Below are 17,473 nucleotides of genomic sequence, written 5' to 3'. Positions count from 1 at the left end.
AGCTATGATGAGGCGACCAAATCGAAACGGTAACCTTGACCTCGTACAGTAGTGATGACGTCAGCATCATACACCAGTTGCAATTTCTTGCGCAGACGGCCCATCAATACATCAATGGTGTGGCTTTCGCGCAATTCCGCATCAGGATAGAGTTGCAGCATCAGTGACTCTTTGCTGACCACTTTACCGTTGTTACGGATCAGCGTCTCGATAATAGTGTATTCAAATGCCGTGAGTTTAATGGGCGTGCCAGCGACCATCAATTCACGACGCGACAGATCAATTTCGAACGGCGGCAAACTGATAAGCTGGGATGCCAGGCCGCTATTGCGCCGCATTAGTGCCTGCATTCGGGCAACGACTTCCTCAAGATGAAATGGTTTGGTTACATAATCATCAGCACCTGCTTCAAGCACAGCAACTTTATCCTGCCAGCTTTCTCGAGCCGTCAGCACCAAAATTGGCAGTTTTACTTGCTGATTGCGCCAACGGCGAATCAGCGTCATACCATCTTCAACAGGTAATCCCAAGTCCAGAATAGCGATGTCAGGGGCATGTTCATGCAGGAAATAATCTGCTTCTTTAGCATCGGCAGCTGCATCAACCTGATGGCCCATTTCTTTCATCTGAACGGTGAGGTGATGGCGCAGCAATACATTATCTTCAACAACCAATACGCGCATGACTTTATCCTTCATTGAACTACAGACGATCCGGGCTATGCCTCCTAATTCTAACAAAAAAGGCAGAATTGAGCATTGGCGGTGGCGATGTGAATTATCCACAATCGCAGTAAACTAAATGTAAACAAACGTAGAGGGAATAGAGAAAAAGCCTAACGTGTACTAATAATCAATCGCAAAAAATGGCACGGGTGGCGTTACCACCCGTGCGTACTGATTACTTTAACTTGTCTACCAGCGCGACGGCGTGGCCAATATATCTGGCCGGTGTCATCGCTTTTAGGCGTGTTTTTTCTTCTTCTGGCAGTGCGAGTCCGTCAATAAAGGCTTGGATTCCTGCACCATCAACGCGTTTGCCACGCGTCAGTTCTTTTAGTTTTTCGTAGGGTTTCTCGATACCATAGCGGCGCATTACCGTTTGGATCGGTTCTGCCAACACTTCCCAGTTGTGATCCAATTCATCCAGCAGGCGATCGCGATTTACTTCCAGTTTGCTGATGCCCTTAAGCGTCGCTTGATAGGCGATCAACGCATAGCCGATGCCAACCCCCAGATTACGCAATACCGTTGAGTCGGTTAAATCACGCTGCCAGCGCGATACCGGCAACTTGGTTGCCAAATGACTCAACACGGCATTGGCCAGTCCAAGATTGCCTTCGGAGTTTTCGAAGTCGATAGGGTTCACCTTGTGCGGCATGGTGGAGGAGCCAATTTCACCGGCGATGGTTTTCTGCTTAAAGTGATTCAGCGCGATATAGCCCCAGATATCGCGATCGAAATCGACCAGGATGGTATTGAAACGGGCCACGCAGTCAAACAGCTCGGCGACGTAATCATGCGGCTCGATCTGTGTGGTGTAGGGGTTCCACTGGATACCTAGAGAGGTGACGAAACTTTCGCTGAACGCGTGCCAATCCAAAGCCGGGTATGCCGACAGATGAGCGTTGTAGTTACCCACTGCGCCATTGATTTTACCCAGAATTTCTACCTGTTGCAGTTGGCGGTATTGGCGCTCCATACGGTAAACCACATTAGCAAACTCTTTGCCAATGGTGGAAGGCGTTGCGGGTTGACCGTGGGTGCGGCAGAGCAGGGGAATGTCGCGATATTGCTGCGCCAATGTTTTAATGGCATCAATGATTTGCCGCCAGAACGGCAGAATCACATCGCGACGCGCGCAATCCAGCATTAGGGCATGAGAGAGATTGTTGATATCTTCAGACGTGCAGGCAAAGTGAATAAACTCGTTAACCGCATGCAGGCTGGGCACAGCCGCGACTTTCTCTTTGAGAAAATACTCTACCGCCTTCACATCGTGGTTGGTCGTGCGTTCGATGGTTTTAATGCGTGCGGCATCAGTTTCATTGAATTCTGCGACAATCTTATCAAGGAAAGCGTTTGTGTCGGCGTCAAATGCAGGAACTTCCTTGATTTCTGCACAGGCTGCCAATTTTTGCAGCCAGCGGACTTCAACCTGCACGCGAAATTTCAGTAAGCCAAATTCGCTGAAAATAGCGCGCAATGTGCTGACTTTATCACCGTAACGACCATCAATCGGGGATACGGCGGTCAGTGAGGATAATTCCATCGCAAGCAACTCCTGGGTGTGTTTATCAAAGTATAGGTTTAACAACGCATAAATTTAATAACGGATAAATTTAACAACGTTCGGAAGTCGTGATTCAGCATTGCACAGCCGCATTGCCATCGCTCTGTGTTGCAATGGGCTGCTCATGGGTCAGCAACGGGCCAGCATCAGTTTGGCTTCTTTGACCAAACGTGCACGAGAAAACATCAGTTGCAAACGTCCGCCGCCGACCTGCTGCCACAGCACCGCCGCGCGGATACCGGCTAACAGCGCTGCGCGCACTTTGGCTTGCACCTGTGCATTTTTCAGGACTTCTGGTGAGCCGGTTACCTGAATTCGCGGGCCTAACGCGCTGATGACATCGACATAAATGCCAGCCAATGCGCTGATTATGGTCTCTGACATCAAATCGAAATGTTCGAGTTGACGAGAGAGTTGACCAATACGGTTGCCCAGCTCGTCAAGCGCCGCGCGATTACCGCTTAGCTTACGTTCAAGAGCTATCAGGCTAAACGCATAGTGGGATAATTCTGCACCTACGCCCTTGGTGCTGCTGTTTAAAATCCCCAGCAGTGTTTCCAAACCGACTTTTACGTTACGCTCATCCCCGCCAAACACTGCCACTGTAGAGCCCGGATTCATATCCAACAGACTGTTAAGTGAGGTTTGCAGAACGTCATTGTCGCAGTGTCCGTGGTGCGCCAACTGTTGCACCAGATGGGCGGATTGGCAAACACCCGCCAGAGCCAGCGTGATGTCCTGATAATTTTTAGCCACAGGCTACTCCTGAACTCGTTCTTCTAATGATGCCGCCGCCAAGGCAAACCTCTCCCTGATAAAACACCGCGGACTGCCCCGGCGTTACGGCTGCAACCGGCACATCAAAACGAACGCTGATACGTTCGCGATCCAACGGTGTTACCGTGCAAGGAATATCTTCCTGACGATAACGCGTTTTCACTACGCAACGGAAAGGCTCAAGGTGCGGTTGGCGATCGACCCAATGCAACTGCTGCGCGATGAGACCCTGAGACATCAGGCGTGGGTGATTATGCCCTTGGGCAACATACAGAATATTATTGGTGACGTCTTTATCAACCACATACCAGGGATCTTCGCCGCCCTCTTTGACACCGCCGATACCCAGACCCTTGCGTTGACCAAGTGTATGGTACATCAATCCTTGGTGCTGTCCCATTGGCTTACCATCATCAACAGACAGAATTGGCCCCGGTTGCGCGGATAAGTAGCGTGCCAGAAAATCTCGGAATTTGCGTTCACCGATAAAACAGATTCCGATGGAGTCTTTCTTCTGCGCAGTAGCGAGCCCAAGACGTTCGGCAATACGGCGCACTTCGGGTTTTTCCAGTTCGCCCACCGGAAACAGGCTCTGGGCAATTTGCTGGTGGCTCAGCGTGTAAAGGAAATAGCTTTGATCTTTGTTACCGTCCTTCCCGCGCAGCAAGCGTGTTGCACAACCGCTGTCGTGACGGCGAACATAGTGACCGGTGGCGATATAATCTGCCCCTAAATCTTCGGCGGCAAATTCCAGGAATGCTTTGAATTTTATCTCTTTGTTACACAAGATATCGGGATTTGGCGTGCGGCCGGCACGGTATTCCGCCAGAAAGTGCTCGAACACATTATCCCAATATTCCGCAGCGAAATTGACGGTATGCAGCACAATACCCAATTTGTCACATACGGCTTGTGCATCGGCGAGATCGGTCGCGGCTGAACAATATTCCGTGTCGTCATCTTCCTCCCAGTTCTTCATGAACAGGCCTTCAACCTGATAGCCCTGTTGTTGTAACAGGTAAGCGGAAACGGAAGAATCGACACCGCCGGACATCCCGACAATGATTTTTTTCTGGCTGTTATCTGACATGGGCGTCTCACGAACTGAAGTGCTGCCGCGCTGCTCAAAGGGCATCAACGCGTCAGCATGAAAAACAAGCGGCGTATTTTATCATGATGTTGCCGGGGGGGCATGGCTAATCCTGCGCAATGGGAATTTCGAACGGCCAGTTAAAGGCACCCAACAGGCTCAACGGGTAGCGTTCTGGCATCAGATAGCAGCGAATACTTTCCGCCACCAGCGGCAATCGCAACTGCGTTGAATGTAAAATTTCCTCGGCGGTGAGCCAATGACAGCCACTAATATCACTGTCATGCGGGGGGGGCAGCCTGGTGGGTAAGTCAATGGCAAAGCAAAAACGCAGAAAAGGCGTTTGATCGGGGGCAATCCATTGGTGAAGACGCAGAAAAGTTTGCGGTGCAGCGCTAAGGCCGGTTTCTTCCCACAGTTCGCGCCTTGCCGCCTGGATCAGCGTTTCATTGGCTTCAAGGTGCACTGCGGGTTGGTTCCAGGTAGCTTTACCGCGGATCTCTTCTTCAACAATTAAAAAATGATTTTCAGCCTGCACCACACAGGCGACGGTAACATGCGGTTTAAACATCGATAATCTCTCTCCAGGCGCCGGGCTGTAAATTGTCCAGTGTTTGATTGGCCATACCGTAACGTATCAGGCGTAGCGTTGGGTAGCCTATGTGGGCCGTCATGCGACGAACCTGACGGTTTCGCCCTTCATGTAGCGTGATTTTTAGCCAACTATCTGAAACGGTTTTTCTTTCACGAATCGGCGGCACGCGAGCCCATAGCCACTCGGGTGGCGCAACGATTTCTGCGCCTGCTGGCAACGTCATGCCATCTTTCAACTGTAAACCGTGGCGAAATTGCTGCAAATCTGCCTCTGTCGGGGTGCCTTCTACCTGAACATAATAGATTTTTGCGGTTTTTTTCCCGGTTGAGTGAGTCGGGCTTGTAGTTTTCCGTCATTAGTGAGAATCATTAGACCCTCGCTATCACGATCCAACCGCCCTGCAGCATAGATATCAGGAAAAGGGATATAGTCTTTCAGGGTGGCGCGACCCGCTTCATCGGTAAATTGGGGAGGCACGTCATAAGGCTTGTTGAACAGAACGATGCGGCGAGGCGTGGCAGAAACTGCTCGTTTACGTGAAGTTTGCGAGCTGAATCGCTTAAGGTTGTGATTTTTAACCGAGAATTTATTCATCATATTTATAGCCGTGAGTCACGAAGGTATTATACTCGAAATGGTTTGCGATTGGCGCGGGCAAAATATTCAAGTAGTATTGACGCGCATCTTACAAATCATTAACAAAATTGCGCTCGAAGGAGAGGTTAATGGAAAGCAAAGTAGTTGTACCAACAGACGGACAAAAAATCACTGTTGATGCCCAAGGTAAGCTGAACGTTCCTAATAATCCGATCATCCCCTTTATCGAAGGCGAAGGTATCGGCGTGGATGTGACTCCTGCGATGATCAATGTTGTTAATGCCGCAGTGAAAAAGGCTTATGACGGCAAACGCGCCATTTCCTGGATGGAAATCTACACCGGTGAAAAATCCACGCAGGTGTATGGTAAAGATGTCTGGTTGCCGGAAGAAACGCTGGACCTGATCCGTGATTATCGTGTTGCCATCAAAGGCCCATTAACCACGCCGGTCGGCGGTGGTATTCGTTCCCTGAACGTTGCTCTGCGTCAACAACTCGATCTTTACATCTGCCTGCGTCCGGTACGTTATTATGAAGGTACGCCGAGCCCGGTTAAACAGCCTGAGCTGACCGACATGATGATCTTCCGCGAGAACTCTGAAGATATCTATGCGGGTATCGAATGGAAAGCCGGTACGCCAGAAGCGGACAAAGTGATCAAATTCCTGCGTGAAGAGATGGGCGTCAGCAAGATTCGCTTCCCGCAGCAGTGCGGTATTGGTATCAAGCCTTGCTCTGAAGAAGGGACTAAGCGTCTGGTTCGTGCAGCCATTGAGTATGCCATCGTTAACGATCGTGAATCGGTAACGCTGGTGCACAAAGGCAACATCATGAAATTTACCGAAGGCGCGTTTAAAGACTGGGGCTACCAGTTGGCACGTGACGAGTTTGGTGGTGAACTGATTGATGGCGGACCGTGGGTAAAAATCAAGAACCTGAACAGCGGCAAAGAGATCATCATCAAAGATGTGATTGCTGATGCATTCCTGCAACAAATCCTGCTGCGTCCGGCGGAGTATGACGTCATTGCCTGTATGAACCTGAACGGTGATTACATTTCCGATGCGCTGGCCACTCAAGTGGGTGGTATCGGTATCGCCCCTGGTGCCAACATTGGTGATGAATGCACGCTGTTTGAAGCGACGCACGGCACAGCACCAAAATATGCCGGTCAGGATAAAGTAAACCCCGGTTCAGTCATTCTTTCCGCTGAAATGATGCTGCGCCACATGCACTGGTTCGAAGCGGCCGACCTGATTGTTAAGGGTATGGAAGGCGCGATCAAGAACAAGACCGTGACCTACGATTTCGAACGTCAGTTGGAAGGTGCTAAACTGCGGAAATGTAGTGAGTTTGCTCAGGACATCATCGATAATATGTAATCCGCTGTTAAGTGTGGATTAACAATAGGGGCCAGATTTGGCCCCTTCTTTTTTGTGCCGAAAAACTCTCCCCAAAACTGTTCATAAATTAGGCCGTTTTATTGCCGATAACCACCCAGTCCTTACCGTGATCATCGTTGTATTTGTCTGTCATTTTGCTTGTCCGTGCCAGTTCTTATGTTGATGCAGTAAAACGCGTTCATGAGAATATGCGTAAGTTTAATGTCAGTGAAGACAAATTATCAAGAGTGACGCAGGATAATATATTGTTGGGAGATCTTGGTAATCCAGATTCATATTTGGAAGATTCTCGGCTAGACAATGTAACGCATGTGATTAACTGTGCAGCCATAGCGTCCTTTGGCAATAATCCTATGATTTGGAAAGTTAACGTTGATGGCACTCTGGCCTTAGCTCAAAGAATGGCTAATGTTAAGGGATTACAGCGTTTTTTGCATGTAGGTACAGCGATGTCCTGCACTCCAGAGCCAAACACTCTGGTTTCTGAAGATAGTCCTTTGATCGAAAAGAACAATCACTTCGTCGAATACACTCACTCGAAGTTGACTATTGAAAAACTCATGCGTAAGCACTGCCCACAAATGCCTCTTTTATTCGCTCGTCCATCGATAGTGGTTGGACACACTAAACATGGCTGTAAACCGTCCAGTAGCATCTTTTGGGTTTTCAACATGGGATTAATGTTACAGAAATTCATGTGCTCGATGAAAGATCGTATTGATGTTATTCCTGTGGATTATTATGCTGAAGCGATAATTATGCTTCTTAACCGTAATCTGCCCAACGGAGAGGTGGTCCATATATCTGCAGGGGAGGCAAGTTGTGTACAGTTCATGGAGATTGATAATGCAATCGCTCATGCAATGAGCCGAAAACCGGTCGGGGATAAATATGCAAAAGTGAGTTACGATGTTTTGCTGAACATGCGGCGAGACTTGAAAAAAATCTTTGGTCCATGCAATGAGCGCATTATGCTTAAAGCAATGTATTTATATGGACAATTTGCAGAATTAAATGTCCGATTTGAAAATCATAAGCTATTAAATTTTGGGATGCCAAAGCCACCGAGATTCACTGATTATATTGAATTATGTGTAAACAGCACTCGCCATTTATCCATACCTCAACAGATGATGGTTGATTTCAAATAAAATCCAATAATTATACATGGCTTTTTATGTCACGCTAAAAATAGCAGGGTCAAGGGGAGGCAGTGATGCCTCCAACTTGCTGCTTTAGTTTTAAGAAGAACGTTGAAGTGTCTCAGTGGTTATCTGTTTGCGTCATTACTTCTTCCTGTTCAGCATCGCAGGGATGCTTTGCAACGGGATAACTGGGCTTATATTGGCGCTAAAGCGCGGCAGCAAATATTTTCATGTGATGAACCTCACGCATGGCAACATCATTGCGCAGTTTCTTTAACAAAAAAATCAACCAATCTCGTTTTTTGATAGCCACAATATCCATCTTCGGTAAAAGAAGGGGGGCCACACTTTTACACGGAGATGATGATGAAGATAAAAGCATGTGCAGTTGTGATTATGTCGGTGTACCTAACGGCATGCGCCTCGCCTGCTGCAGAAAGTTATCAAACAATCATGGACAGCGTCACGGCGGGAAAAGTAAACTGCATTGTCCGGTCGGAAGTCATCCCATCTGCCGGGGAAAACCACGGTGAAATTATCAGCCGAGTATCGTCGACTTTTCTCGGAACTCCCTACAAAGCAGGAACACTCATCGGTGGGGCTGACGTTCCTGAAGCCCTTGTCGCTGACTTTAACGGTGTAGACTGTTTCACTCTGGCTGATTACGTTCCGGAGTCGTGATCAGAAAACGTTTCTACACAATCTCGTCAGTACGCGTTATGTCGGCGGCAAAGTTGGCTACCTCAACCGAAGACACTTCTTCTCGGACTGGTTTGCCGCCGCACCGCGCAATGCTCGTGACGTTACGCCGGACATTAGCTCCGACTATGTGATTGCTGAAAAGCAACTTAACCGCAGGCCTGATGGCGGAGAATATGTGCCGGGGCTGGGGATTCATCCACGCAAAATAGATTACATCCCGGGGAAAGCGATTAATGAACAGGTGCTAAGTCGTCTCAAGACAGGAGATTATGTCGGCGTTTACTCTCCGCTTGAAGGTCTGGATGTCTCACATGTTGGCATTGTCGTTCGGCATAATGGGCAGGTGTGGTTTCGAAATGCGTCCTCGCTGGCATCAAACAGAAAAGTGGTGGACTCGCAATTTATGGAATACATGCATTCAAAGCCAGGCATCGTTGTGCTGCGAGCTGACTGACAGGTGAGTGACCGGAGAGTTCGTATGAAAAAAACTCAGACGCCAGACAAAATAAAGCCCTTTTGCTTGATTCTTCCGCTGCTGCTCTCAGCATGCCATACCGCTCCATCCAAACCAGACGTAAATGACTTGATTTCTCCTGGTTCTGCGACATCGAATTATATTGATCCAACCAAATCCCTTTTCTCGATGGAGAACTATTCACAGTCGGTCGATAAATGGCTTCCTCCTGGTTCGGATAGTGCGCATGTCCCCGTTATCGATGCCGCCACACAGCAAAGGTATTTTTCTGCCCTTAAATCCCACTTGTTTGGTCTCGGGCCTGAGGATCGGTCACCTTGGAATCCCTACTACATTACATCAATCCTGAGTAAAGAGGCTGAAAACGTCCGAACTACCAACTTTAACAGATTCCTTGATAAAGACCGTGTTTCCTGGGGGGAAAACTTCAGAGCTCATTCATTCCACTGGAAGGAAAATGTGAGGAATAATGCAGGTACCGCTATTGATGATGTTTATCACTCCTCTGGTCGAAATATTGTCATCAGGGAAACGCTGGTAAGGGGGCTTCCGACGGCAGATCCTGCTTATGACGATCCTCGTCAAGCGGGGCAGGGATATCCCTTTGATAATTTTCAGATTTCCTCTCTTCGTGCTGGTACCCCAATATACGTGCTTGCGGATAGCCGCGATAAACGCTGGAAGTACGTCGTGTCCCCCACGGTAATTGGATGGGTCCACAGCGAAGATATCGTCAAGGTGGATCAGAAATTTGTAACGAAATGGGTATCACTGGCCAGAAAAAATCTTGGAGCCTTTATTAAGGAACAGATTTCTGTCCATGAGCATGGCCAATATTATTTTACGGCAAGACCCGGAACAGTTTTACCCTTCAAGAATAAGCAGCCCGGTCTTTTTCTGGTGGCTGTGCCTGTAGATAACGGTGATGGTAATGCGAAAATTCTCTGGGTCAGACTGAAGGACGATGAGTTTGTTGCCATGCCATGGGAATTGACGCCTGTCAATATTGCGACAGTGATGAAATCGATGAGCGGCAGGCCCTATGGTTGGGGAAATTATAACTTCTATAATGACTGCTCTGCTGAACTACACAGTCTGCTGATGCCTTTTGGTATATTCCTTCCCAGGAATTCAGCAGACCAAATACAGGCGACATCCAGGGTTGTGGATCTCAGTAAAGAAAATGTCAGCGTGCGAATAAGTTACCTCAATGCGCACGGTAAGGCGTTCACCACATTGGTTTACATTCCGGGGCATATCATGCTGTATATCGGTAGCGCAGTGATCAACGGTCAGTATATTCCCATGACGTACCAGAATATCTGGGGATTGCGTCCTGAAGGCGTTAAAAGCCGGAGTATTATTGGTGGTTCTGTCTTTTTCCCTTTGCTTCCCACTTATCCAGAGAACATAGGGTTAACGTCGCTGGTTGATAAGGCTCAGTTTAAGCTCGGTTTTATTGAGTAACTGATTTATTGCCAATTATTATCCTGTCCTTCATCTTTGGATTGAAGGACATTAAGCGTAAACGTCAATATTGCGATTGTTTTCACTCTTCGTGTTCTGCGGTGACTCTGCATTGGTCGTTTTTGTAACAGCATGACACCATGCAGCCCTTTTCTGCTTTGTTCTCATCAAGGAGTCAGCTCGTTGTATTGTAGGAGCGTAATGATCCTCATAACAGCGTGTTGCATAAAACCATTTTTATTATTTTCATGTAATAAATAAAAAAGAGGAATAATCTTATTTTTTGGTGAAGTATCGCTGATGCTGCTAGTTTGAAGCCTATTATTTTTCGGTGAAAATGAATTTTGTTGTGATTGTTATCACGCTTATCACGCTTATCACGCTTATCACGCTCGAGTACTTGTTGGAACTGTATTCTATTAAAAACAAAAAAGTGGTTTTATTTTATGAAAAAATATTCAATATCTCTCATCACCATTCTCTCGATGGTACCTTTGTATACCGGGGCATCAGTAAGCATTGATGGCTTTGCTGATGCAATTCATCACTATCAGAATAAAAACGGAAAAGAATATAATCGCCTTCCTATCGATGACATTAAGGGTATTTCTGAAAATATTCTAATGTATCAAAAGAATGTCGGCGGTTGGATTGAGAGCCAAGACCCACTACGCGTGCTTTCTGTGCCAGAAAAGGACAGTTTTATTAAAGAAAAAGCCAATATAAGGGTTTCATTCGATAACAGGAATACCTATTCTCAAATCGAGTATCTTGCTCAGGTATATAAACAAGTGCCAGATGTACGTTATCGCGATGCGGCACTGCATGGGATAAAGTATACATTGAACCAGCAATATAATGTGTGCGGTGGCTGGCCGCATACCATTCCACCAAAATCCTCAACCGAGACGGAAAATACTGATTACCAGCGCGCGATTACACATGCTGATGATGTCACGTCCGGTATACTGCGTTTATTCAGAGATATCGTGGAAGATCGAAGCACCTACAGTTTTGTTGATGAGAAACTGTTAGATAAGGTGCAAGTTGCGCTGAAAAACGGTGACGCGTGTATTTTAACGCTACAAATCGTTCAAAATGGCGTTAAGGCCGGTTGGGCTGGGCAGTATGATCCTGAAACACTGCAACCGCTAGGCGGGCGTGCATTTGAACTGCCAGGCATTTTGTCTCAAGAAACAGTGGGTGTACTGAATTATCTGACGTCGATAGATAAGCCATCGCCGGAAATAAAAGAGGCGGTTAATGCGGCCTCTGAATGGTTGATTCGTTCAGCGTTCACAGGATTTAAAGTGGTGAAATTTGACGCGCCAGAAGAAAAGTATGCTTATCACTCAACGAATTGGGACTGAAGAATCGAAAAAGATGAGAAGGCTCCACGTATCTGGGCGCGCTTCTACGACATTAAAGACAATTCTGCCATCTTCGCCAATCGTGACGGAAAACGCGGGTATAACTACAGTGACATAGCGCGGGAACGCAGAACTGGGTATGGCTGGTATGGAAGAAGAAGCACGGAATTAATTGATATCAACATCGGCCCTGCGGTAAGCGCAGGGCTGCCAGTCATTAATGCCTGGTTTGCTGTGATCAGTCTATATCTCTCTCGCTTACCACCACCCCAGATAGCTGCCAGCACTTACTACGATAGCCACAACAATCATTATCATTGTGACTTTACTTATTCGTTTTCTCCTCGTTTCCCTGGCCATATAATTATATATACAGCGATTTTTCGCCTTGAGGTCGCGTTTTAAAACGTCGATGAACCCAAAGATACTGCTCAGGAGCACGCAATATTTCGCGCTCAATGACCTTGTTGATGTAAGTCGCCGCTGCAGATTCGCTATCCTTCGGGTAATCCATCAACTCAGGCTCGATGATTAAGGTATAGCCAGTGCAGTCTGGTTTTCTGATTAGTGTAATGGTCAGCATTGCCGCACCGGATAAACGGGAAAGCACGTAAGTACCATTGGTCGTTGCAACATCGCTGACGGCAAAGAAGGGGGCAAAGGTACTGCCTTTAGGGCCATAATCCTGATCGGGAGCAAACCAGACTGCTTCCCCTTGGCGTAATGCTGCGACCATGGCTTTCAGGTTTCGGCGGTCGATCATCGTTTTGTTGGAACGCATTCTGCCTTTGGTTTGTACCCACTCCAGCAGGCGATTATTGTGTGGGCGATACATCGCCATCATGGGTTGGCACTGACCCATCGCTCGTCCACCGAGTTCTAACGACATAAAATGTACGCCAACCACCATCACACCACGTTTATTTTTTTGCGCATGCTGGAGGTTGTGCAAACCCTGTACGTCAAACAGTTTACGAATACGCTCGTCGGACCAAAACCAGGCGATCCCTGTTTCAACCAGTGCCATCCCCAACGACGAAAAGTTACCAGCAATAAGTCTTTCTTGCTCTTCATCATTTAATGTGGGGAAGCAGAGTTTAAGGTTTCTACGGGCAATGGTTTCACGGCGTTTGAGAAATGGACGTGATAACCTGCCACAGAATGCACCCAGACGAATAAGTACGGGGTAGGGGAACTGGACCAAAAGGAAAAGCACGGTAACGCCAAACCAGGTCAGCCAGTAGCGAGGATGAAAAAGGGCAGGGCAAAAACGAACGGTCGAACTCATGATGTTCCTATATGCGCTGTACAAAAAAAGGGGATGTATCGCATAAAGAAACAGACTTTCTGTAAGCGGCACACTGGGACGAAAACCCCGATACCTGGGGGGGGGGATGTCCTCTCTCCAGCAAGCAATCTGACCTGATGGTATCAGGAAACGGCGCACTCCTCATTTACGTCCGCTATGATAGAGGTAAGGTCTTCTGCTTATCCAGTGATTTCCATCATTGTTACGCCAAATTGCACTTTCTTTACGTATCCATTCGATGGCGCTCTGATTTTATTGATGTTGAACCGTGCGAGGTGGGGTAGCGTAATCGTGTGAAGGGGTTACAGTCATATGGAGCACATACGGAGCAAAGCGCTATAAAATTTGATCTCCATAGCTTTTTCACAAAATATCGCTGCTTATAAAATGAAACAATGTTTTGTTTTTTTGGTGTGTGGTATTTTATGACTCTAGGACTGGATATGATTACGTTGTTCTAACGCAGTAGCCTCACAGTAAGCGCCGCGCTTCTGGTTAATCGGTATCAGATGACGGGAGTATGAAGGGGCGATTACAGAGATGCGATGATGTGAATCATATCGCTCTTAATCTCTTCGCTAAATCGATATGGGAATGGTTAAATGAGTAATTATCAGCAGCAGTTTTCTCTTGAAGGTAAAGTGGCTCTGGTCACAGGGGCCTCTTACGGTATTGGTTTTGCCATTGCCATTGCCATTGCCATTGCCAGTGCATTGGGCGAAGCTGGGGCGACAATCGTTTTTAACGATATCAAACAAGACGCGATCGAAAAAGGTCTGGCCGCTTATAAAGACGCTGGTCTGAAAGCGCACGGCTATGTCTTTGACGTAACTGATGAAGCTGCGGTAAACGCAACGGTCAAGAAAATCGAAGAAGAAGTGGGTGTGATCGATATTCTGGTCAACAATGCCGGCATCATTCAGCGCACTCCGATGCTTGAAATGGAAGTTTCTGATTTTCGTAAAGTGATTGATGTTGACTTGAACGCGCCTTTCATCGTCTCCAAGGCTGTTCTGCCATCAATGATCAAAAAAGGCCACGGCAAGATCATCAACATTTGTTCCATGATGAGTGAGCTGGGTCGTGAAACTGTTGCCGGATATGCAGCAGCAAAAGGCGGCCTGAAGATGCTGACCAAAAATATCTGTTCTGAATTTGGTGAAGCCAACATTCAATGTAACGGTATCGGCCCTGGCTACATTGCTACCCCGCAAACTGCACCACTGCGTGAAATTCAGGCTGACGGCTCTCGTCATCCGTTTGACCAGTTCATCATCGCGAAAACGCCAGCTGCACGCTGGGGGACGACTGACGATCTGAAAGGGCCTGCGGTATTCCTGGCATCTAACGCATCCGATTTCGTGAATGGCCATATTCTGTATGTTGACGGCGGCATTCTGGCTTACATCGGTAAGCAGCCGTAATCGTCACTGACCAGGCGTTTGTCTTGGTTGATTCATTAGCAAACGGGAGCGCTGCTCCCATTTGTATTTTTGTTACTCCCAACGTTCAGTCATTGAGAAACGTCGAAGGTTGTATTATGCCAATCGGCGGCATAAAAACTTACCTTTGATCACGCCATCAAAAAACCGCCCCTTTGAAACCACTGCATCGGAAATGTATTTTTTATAAATTTTTTCAGGAACATCCAGATACTGATAAATCTCACCATTATGAAAGGCGATTTCTAATATGCGTTTTGGGGGATCGTAACTGATCGCGCGAATTCTGGACGATGTGACTGAATGCCGCAACACCACGTATGTCCTCTATACCTGTCAGCAAAGACAAACTATACGGCATTTAGGAAGTTGGCATCCAGCGTTACCCGCATATCTTATGATAGGAAAATTGACTGCTCACTTTGTGATCGACTGCAATGTTTTTCTGCAGCGTTTACAGCGTGTTTTTCACAGGCTGTTGTATATTTTTAATACAGCATGGTGCTGACCACAAGGGAGGATCTGTCGGTATGATCAATTTTGAAAAGATGATTCTCGAATACAGTGACAAGTATGCAGATTTTGCTGCATCCACAGTCGCCTTTATGGAAAGCCAGAAGCGTGAAATATGCGCAGATACAATCGCCCAGAAAATCCCTCCGGAAAAAAGAGCCTATTTTGAAGCTCGGTTGGAGCATTACCGGAGCATCTATAAATCTCAATCACTGGTCGAGTGATGTGAGGATTGCAGCGGCAATCTGTTTTTCTCAATGCCTCATGTCGCTATGTTTTCTTAGGGAATAGCATTCAGGGATGAAAAATAGGTTATTTATCAGTCCACTGCCACGCTTTTCCCTGTCAATGATTCTTCGTGTCAGCCAGTATCTCCGTTGCCGTTAAATTGGGCGTTTATTAGTAGTTAATTCCAACTGATACCAGTAACGTTGTCGCTCAATGAACGGAGGCGTTATCAGATGGGCGTGAATGGTTTTGTCGGCGGCGTTAGGCAGCAGAAGTATTATGTGAATAATCCACTCAATTTAAAGACGAAAATGGAGGGTGTAGGGACTTTAGAAGGTAGAAAGTCATGGACGAATCACCTGAAGTCTGCAGTGCAGGTAATTGAGAAACCGAAGTTGGCCATTGGGGCTGATAAGAAAAAGATCTTCACAGGCTTAGCGGAACAGCTTATTAAAAATTACCAAGCTCGCCAGGCCGCGCAGCGAGAGAATGTTGAAAATCACCGTCAATTAACCACAAAGTCTCGCACACTAGAAACGCTGGGTGTATTTAGAGGGGCATTATCTGAGTGCGGCGACCAACGCGATGTTGGCATTAGGGCGAGATCCTACGGTGTTACTGGATCAGGCTCATCAAAAACTGCATGCGAAAAACACGAAAAATAGAGCACTCACCAAGCAGGATTTACAGAAAGCTAAAACGATGAAACCCCTGTTGATAAACATGTTGAAGAAAGAGTTTATCGATATGGGATTTTGCGAAAATGATGCCAAAGTGCACGCTAAGCAAGCATTTGCAGAGGGTTTACGCGAGGTGTTCAATACCCGTAAATGGGAAACAGTCGAGACGCAATTTCAGCATAATGATGTGGGCTATCAATGTACGTTCATACCTGCCGGACAGATGAAACGGGGGGAATATAACGTTTTTTATACACCTTACAATGATAAGGGGATCGCTTCATCCTCCTCGCAAGAAACGGCCCATGCCTCGAACCTATGGATATCAGCATTAAGTGTCCCTGGCGAAAAGGGGTCAGATGAACATCTATTTACAGGCATACGCCACGGCACACTATCTCCCTACGGCTTGGCAAAAGGTTCGGATGCACGCTTTTTAGGCGCGCAAACGCGCGCCATGGAGGTGGTTACCGCAGCGCTTTTTGCTCGCCCTGAGTTGCTGCGTGATGCTGAACAAGGAAAAACCGTGTCGCTGAATCTGGCATCGACATCATTGGTTACTGGTGGTATTGGGGCTGAGAAAGAGATGATGGACGACCAGATGAATGCATGGAGGGTACTGGGAAGTCAGCAACCGTTGCTGGTTCCGTTAAGAGACTCGCTGGGTAATGTTTATCACGCTTCGGTGAATCTAAGCGTTGCGGCATTCAACTTTGGTGTCAACGAGTTTGCGCTCATAGGCAATATGGGGTGGAAACAGGCAGATCGTTATAACGAAGTGGCACTGAAAACGCTGCTCGGCGATGATTTAAGTGTAACCGCACCGCCTAGAGGATGGGTTGGAGACTATTTGTCTAAACATTCGACCACGGAAAATGCACAAAAGGTCAGAATATTAAGTCAGCAGTTAAAAGCTATTTGGGCCAATAAGACACACCATAGCGATGGAGGAGAACCGTATAAAGCGGCATTGCGCGTTTCCTTGTTGGCGCATGAAATTGGCGCTATGCCTTGCTGGAATTGTAAGAGTGGCAAAGATCGAACAGGCATGCTGGATGCAGAAATCAAACGCGAAGCAGTGAAAATGCATCAGCATGAAATCGGTTTATTGAAACAAACCTCAAGTGTCAGCGTACCGGGAAGTTCACTGGACCGTGACGAACAAAAACGGTTGCAAACCATTCTGCTTCACGGGGGCAACAAGGAAGTTCAAGAGTATAACACGGGCGTTCCAGGTAATAAGGTCGCAAAACAATTACCCAACCTTCTGTCGTTGTCAACGCGTCAAAGAATCGGTGATGATCATGTGTTTGAAGATACGCGTGGATTATCTGAATTTGTGTAATAATATCGTTATTGTTGCGATGTTGTGTCCGTGGTGTGTAATA

General features: G+C 47.1%; 13 protein-coding genes and 4 pseudogenes. 9 read left to right on the top strand and 8 right to left on the bottom strand.

The window, feature by feature from the left end; genetic code table 11:
* Positions 1-2 precede the first annotated feature (2 nt).
* The 6 genes and pseudogenes from phoP to rluE all read right to left on the bottom strand — a co-directional run bounded on the left by phoP (position 3) and on the right by rluE (position 5,348).
* A complete protein-coding gene (gene phoP, locus ACMZI0_RS05405; protein WP_195313029.1) occupies positions 3-683 on the bottom strand; it encodes a two-component system response regulator PhoP in 681 nt (226 codons plus the stop codon).
* A 217-nt stretch (positions 684-900) separates the two neighbouring features.
* Positions 901-2,271: an adenylosuccinate lyase gene (gene purB / locus ACMZI0_RS05400; RefSeq protein ID WP_415672197.1), complete on the bottom strand. Its 1,371-nt coding sequence runs from the start codon at positions 2,269-2,271 to the stop codon at positions 901-903.
* 150 nt (positions 2,272-2,421) lie between these two features.
* Positions 2,422-3,048 (bottom strand): high frequency lysogenization protein HflD, encoded by a 627-nt coding sequence (gene hflD, locus ACMZI0_RS05395; RefSeq protein ID WP_415672196.1) that lies wholly within the window; start codon positions 3,046-3,048, stop codon positions 2,422-2,424.
* On the bottom strand, positions 3,041-4,159 hold the full coding sequence (gene mnmA / locus ACMZI0_RS05390; protein WP_415672195.1) for a tRNA 2-thiouridine(34) synthase MnmA: 1,119 nt from the start codon (positions 4,157-4,159) through the stop codon (positions 3,041-3,043). The genes hflD and mnmA overlap by 8 nt, the downstream gene beginning before the upstream one ends.
* Before the next feature lie 106 nt (positions 4,160-4,265).
* The gene (locus ACMZI0_RS05385; protein ID WP_415672194.1) at positions 4,266-4,730 is read right to left on the bottom strand and encodes an NUDIX domain-containing protein; all 465 of its coding nucleotides are present in this window, start codon (positions 4,728-4,730) and stop codon (positions 4,266-4,268) included.
* A pseudogene (gene rluE / locus ACMZI0_RS05380) lies at positions 4,723-5,348 on the bottom strand (23S rRNA pseudouridine(2457) synthase RluE). The gene ACMZI0_RS05385 and the pseudogene rluE overlap by 8 nt, the downstream one beginning before the upstream one ends.
* Positions 5,349-5,479: 131 nt before the next feature.
* On the opposite strand from rluE, the gene icd reads away from it, so the two are divergent.
* The 5 genes and pseudogenes from icd (at position 5,480) to pelA (ending at position 12,318) form a co-directional block, all read left to right on the top strand.
* Positions 5,480-6,733 carry an NADP-dependent isocitrate dehydrogenase gene (gene icd / locus ACMZI0_RS05375; protein WP_415672193.1) on the top strand — a complete coding sequence of 418 codons (1,254 nt, stop codon included), beginning with the start codon at positions 5,480-5,482 and terminating at the stop codon, positions 6,731-6,733.
* Positions 6,734-6,876: 143 nt separating this feature from the next.
* Positions 6,877-7,905 (top strand): annotated as a pseudogene (locus tag ACMZI0_RS05370) (SDR family oxidoreductase); the annotation flags it as partial.
* A 354-nt stretch (positions 7,906-8,259) separates the two neighbouring features.
* Positions 8,260-9,055 (top strand): annotated as a pseudogene (locus ACMZI0_RS05365) (DUF1460 domain-containing protein).
* 24 nt (positions 9,056-9,079) lie between these two features.
* Positions 9,080-10,543, top strand: coding sequence for an SH3 domain-containing protein (locus tag ACMZI0_RS05360; protein ID WP_415672192.1), 1,464 nt, complete (start codon positions 9,080-9,082; stop codon positions 10,541-10,543).
* Between the two features lie 446 nt (positions 10,544-10,989).
* Positions 10,990-12,318, top strand: a pseudogene (gene pelA / locus ACMZI0_RS05355) (pectate lyase).
* Here the strand turns inward: pelA and lpxP are convergent.
* Positions 12,278-13,201 carry a kdo(2)-lipid IV(A) palmitoleoyltransferase gene (lpxP, locus tag ACMZI0_RS05350; RefSeq protein ID WP_415672191.1) on the bottom strand — a complete coding sequence of 308 codons (924 nt, stop codon included), beginning with the start codon at positions 13,199-13,201 and terminating at the stop codon, positions 12,278-12,280. The pseudogene pelA and the gene lpxP sit on opposite strands and share 41 nt — an antisense overlap.
* Positions 13,202-13,824: 623 nt before the next feature.
* On the opposite strand from lpxP, the gene ACMZI0_RS05345 reads away from it, so the two are divergent.
* Positions 13,825-14,646: a gluconate 5-dehydrogenase gene (locus ACMZI0_RS05345; RefSeq protein ID WP_415672190.1), complete on the top strand. Its 822-nt coding sequence runs from the start codon at positions 13,825-13,827 to the stop codon at positions 14,644-14,646.
* 114 nt (positions 14,647-14,760) lie between these two features.
* On the opposite strand, the gene ACMZI0_RS05340 is transcribed toward ACMZI0_RS05345, so the two are convergent.
* Complete coding sequence (locus ACMZI0_RS05340) at positions 14,761-14,979, bottom strand: KTSC domain-containing protein (RefSeq protein WP_415672354.1); 219 nt, start codon at positions 14,977-14,979, stop codon at positions 14,761-14,763.
* A gap of 215 nt (positions 14,980-15,194) precedes the next feature.
* Between ACMZI0_RS05340 and ACMZI0_RS05335 the strand changes: the two genes are divergently transcribed.
* From ACMZI0_RS05335 to ACMZI0_RS05325, 3 genes are all read left to right on the top strand, one after another.
* The gene (locus ACMZI0_RS05335) at positions 15,195-15,401 is read left to right on the top strand and encodes a DNA polymerase III subunit theta (protein WP_415672189.1); all 207 of its coding nucleotides are present in this window, start codon (positions 15,195-15,197) and stop codon (positions 15,399-15,401) included.
* A 237-nt stretch (positions 15,402-15,638) separates the two neighbouring features.
* Entirely contained in the window at positions 15,639-16,070 is a 432-nt protein-coding gene (locus tag ACMZI0_RS05330; RefSeq protein WP_415672188.1) for a hypothetical protein, read from the top strand.
* Positions 16,018-17,430 (top strand): inositol phosphate phosphatase SopB, encoded by a 1,413-nt coding sequence (locus tag ACMZI0_RS05325; RefSeq protein ID WP_415672187.1) that lies wholly within the window; start codon positions 16,018-16,020, stop codon positions 17,428-17,430. The genes ACMZI0_RS05330 and ACMZI0_RS05325 overlap by 53 nt, the downstream gene beginning before the upstream one ends.
* Positions 17,431-17,473: the final 43 nt, after the last annotated feature.

Source organism: Symbiopectobacterium sp. (assembly GCF_047692315.1).
In the GTDB taxonomy this organism is placed as follows: domain Bacteria; phylum Pseudomonadota; class Gammaproteobacteria; order Enterobacterales; family Enterobacteriaceae; genus Symbiopectobacterium.
Note: the sequence above shows the minus strand (reverse complement) of the source record. Positions and strands in the feature narration are given on the sequence as shown.

Bases quoted from the DNA above. Each gene is read 5' to 3' on its own strand.
- ACMZI0_RS05345 (WP_415672190.1), top strand. From the start codon at position 13,825: ATGAGTAATTATCAGCAGCAGTTTTCTCTTGAAGGTAAAGTGGCTCTG.
- purB (WP_415672197.1), bottom strand. From the start codon at position 2,271: ATGGAATTATCCTCACTGACCGCCGTATCCCCGATTGATGGTCGTTAC.
- ACMZI0_RS05335 (WP_415672189.1), top strand. From the start codon at position 15,195: ATGATCAATTTTGAAAAGATGATTCTCGAATACAGTGACAAGTATGCA.
- ACMZI0_RS05385 (WP_415672194.1), bottom strand. From the start codon at position 4,730: ATGTTTAAACCGCATGTTACCGTCGCCTGTGTGGTGCAGGCTGAAAAT.
- ACMZI0_RS05330 (WP_415672188.1), top strand. From the start codon at position 15,639: ATGGGCGTGAATGGTTTTGTCGGCGGCGTTAGGCAGCAGAAGTATTAT.
- ACMZI0_RS05360 (WP_415672192.1), top strand. From the start codon at position 9,080: ATGAAAAAAACTCAGACGCCAGACAAAATAAAGCCCTTTTGCTTGATT.
- lpxP (WP_415672191.1), bottom strand. From the start codon at position 13,201: ATGAGTTCGACCGTTCGTTTTTGCCCTGCCCTTTTTCATCCTCGCTAC.
- icd (WP_415672193.1), top strand. From the start codon at position 5,480: ATGGAAAGCAAAGTAGTTGTACCAACAGACGGACAAAAAATCACTGTT.
- mnmA (WP_415672195.1), bottom strand. From the start codon at position 4,159: ATGTCAGATAACAGCCAGAAAAAAATCATTGTCGGGATGTCCGGCGGT.
- phoP (WP_195313029.1), bottom strand. From the start codon at position 683: ATGCGCGTATTGGTTGTTGAAGATAATGTATTGCTGCGCCATCACCTC.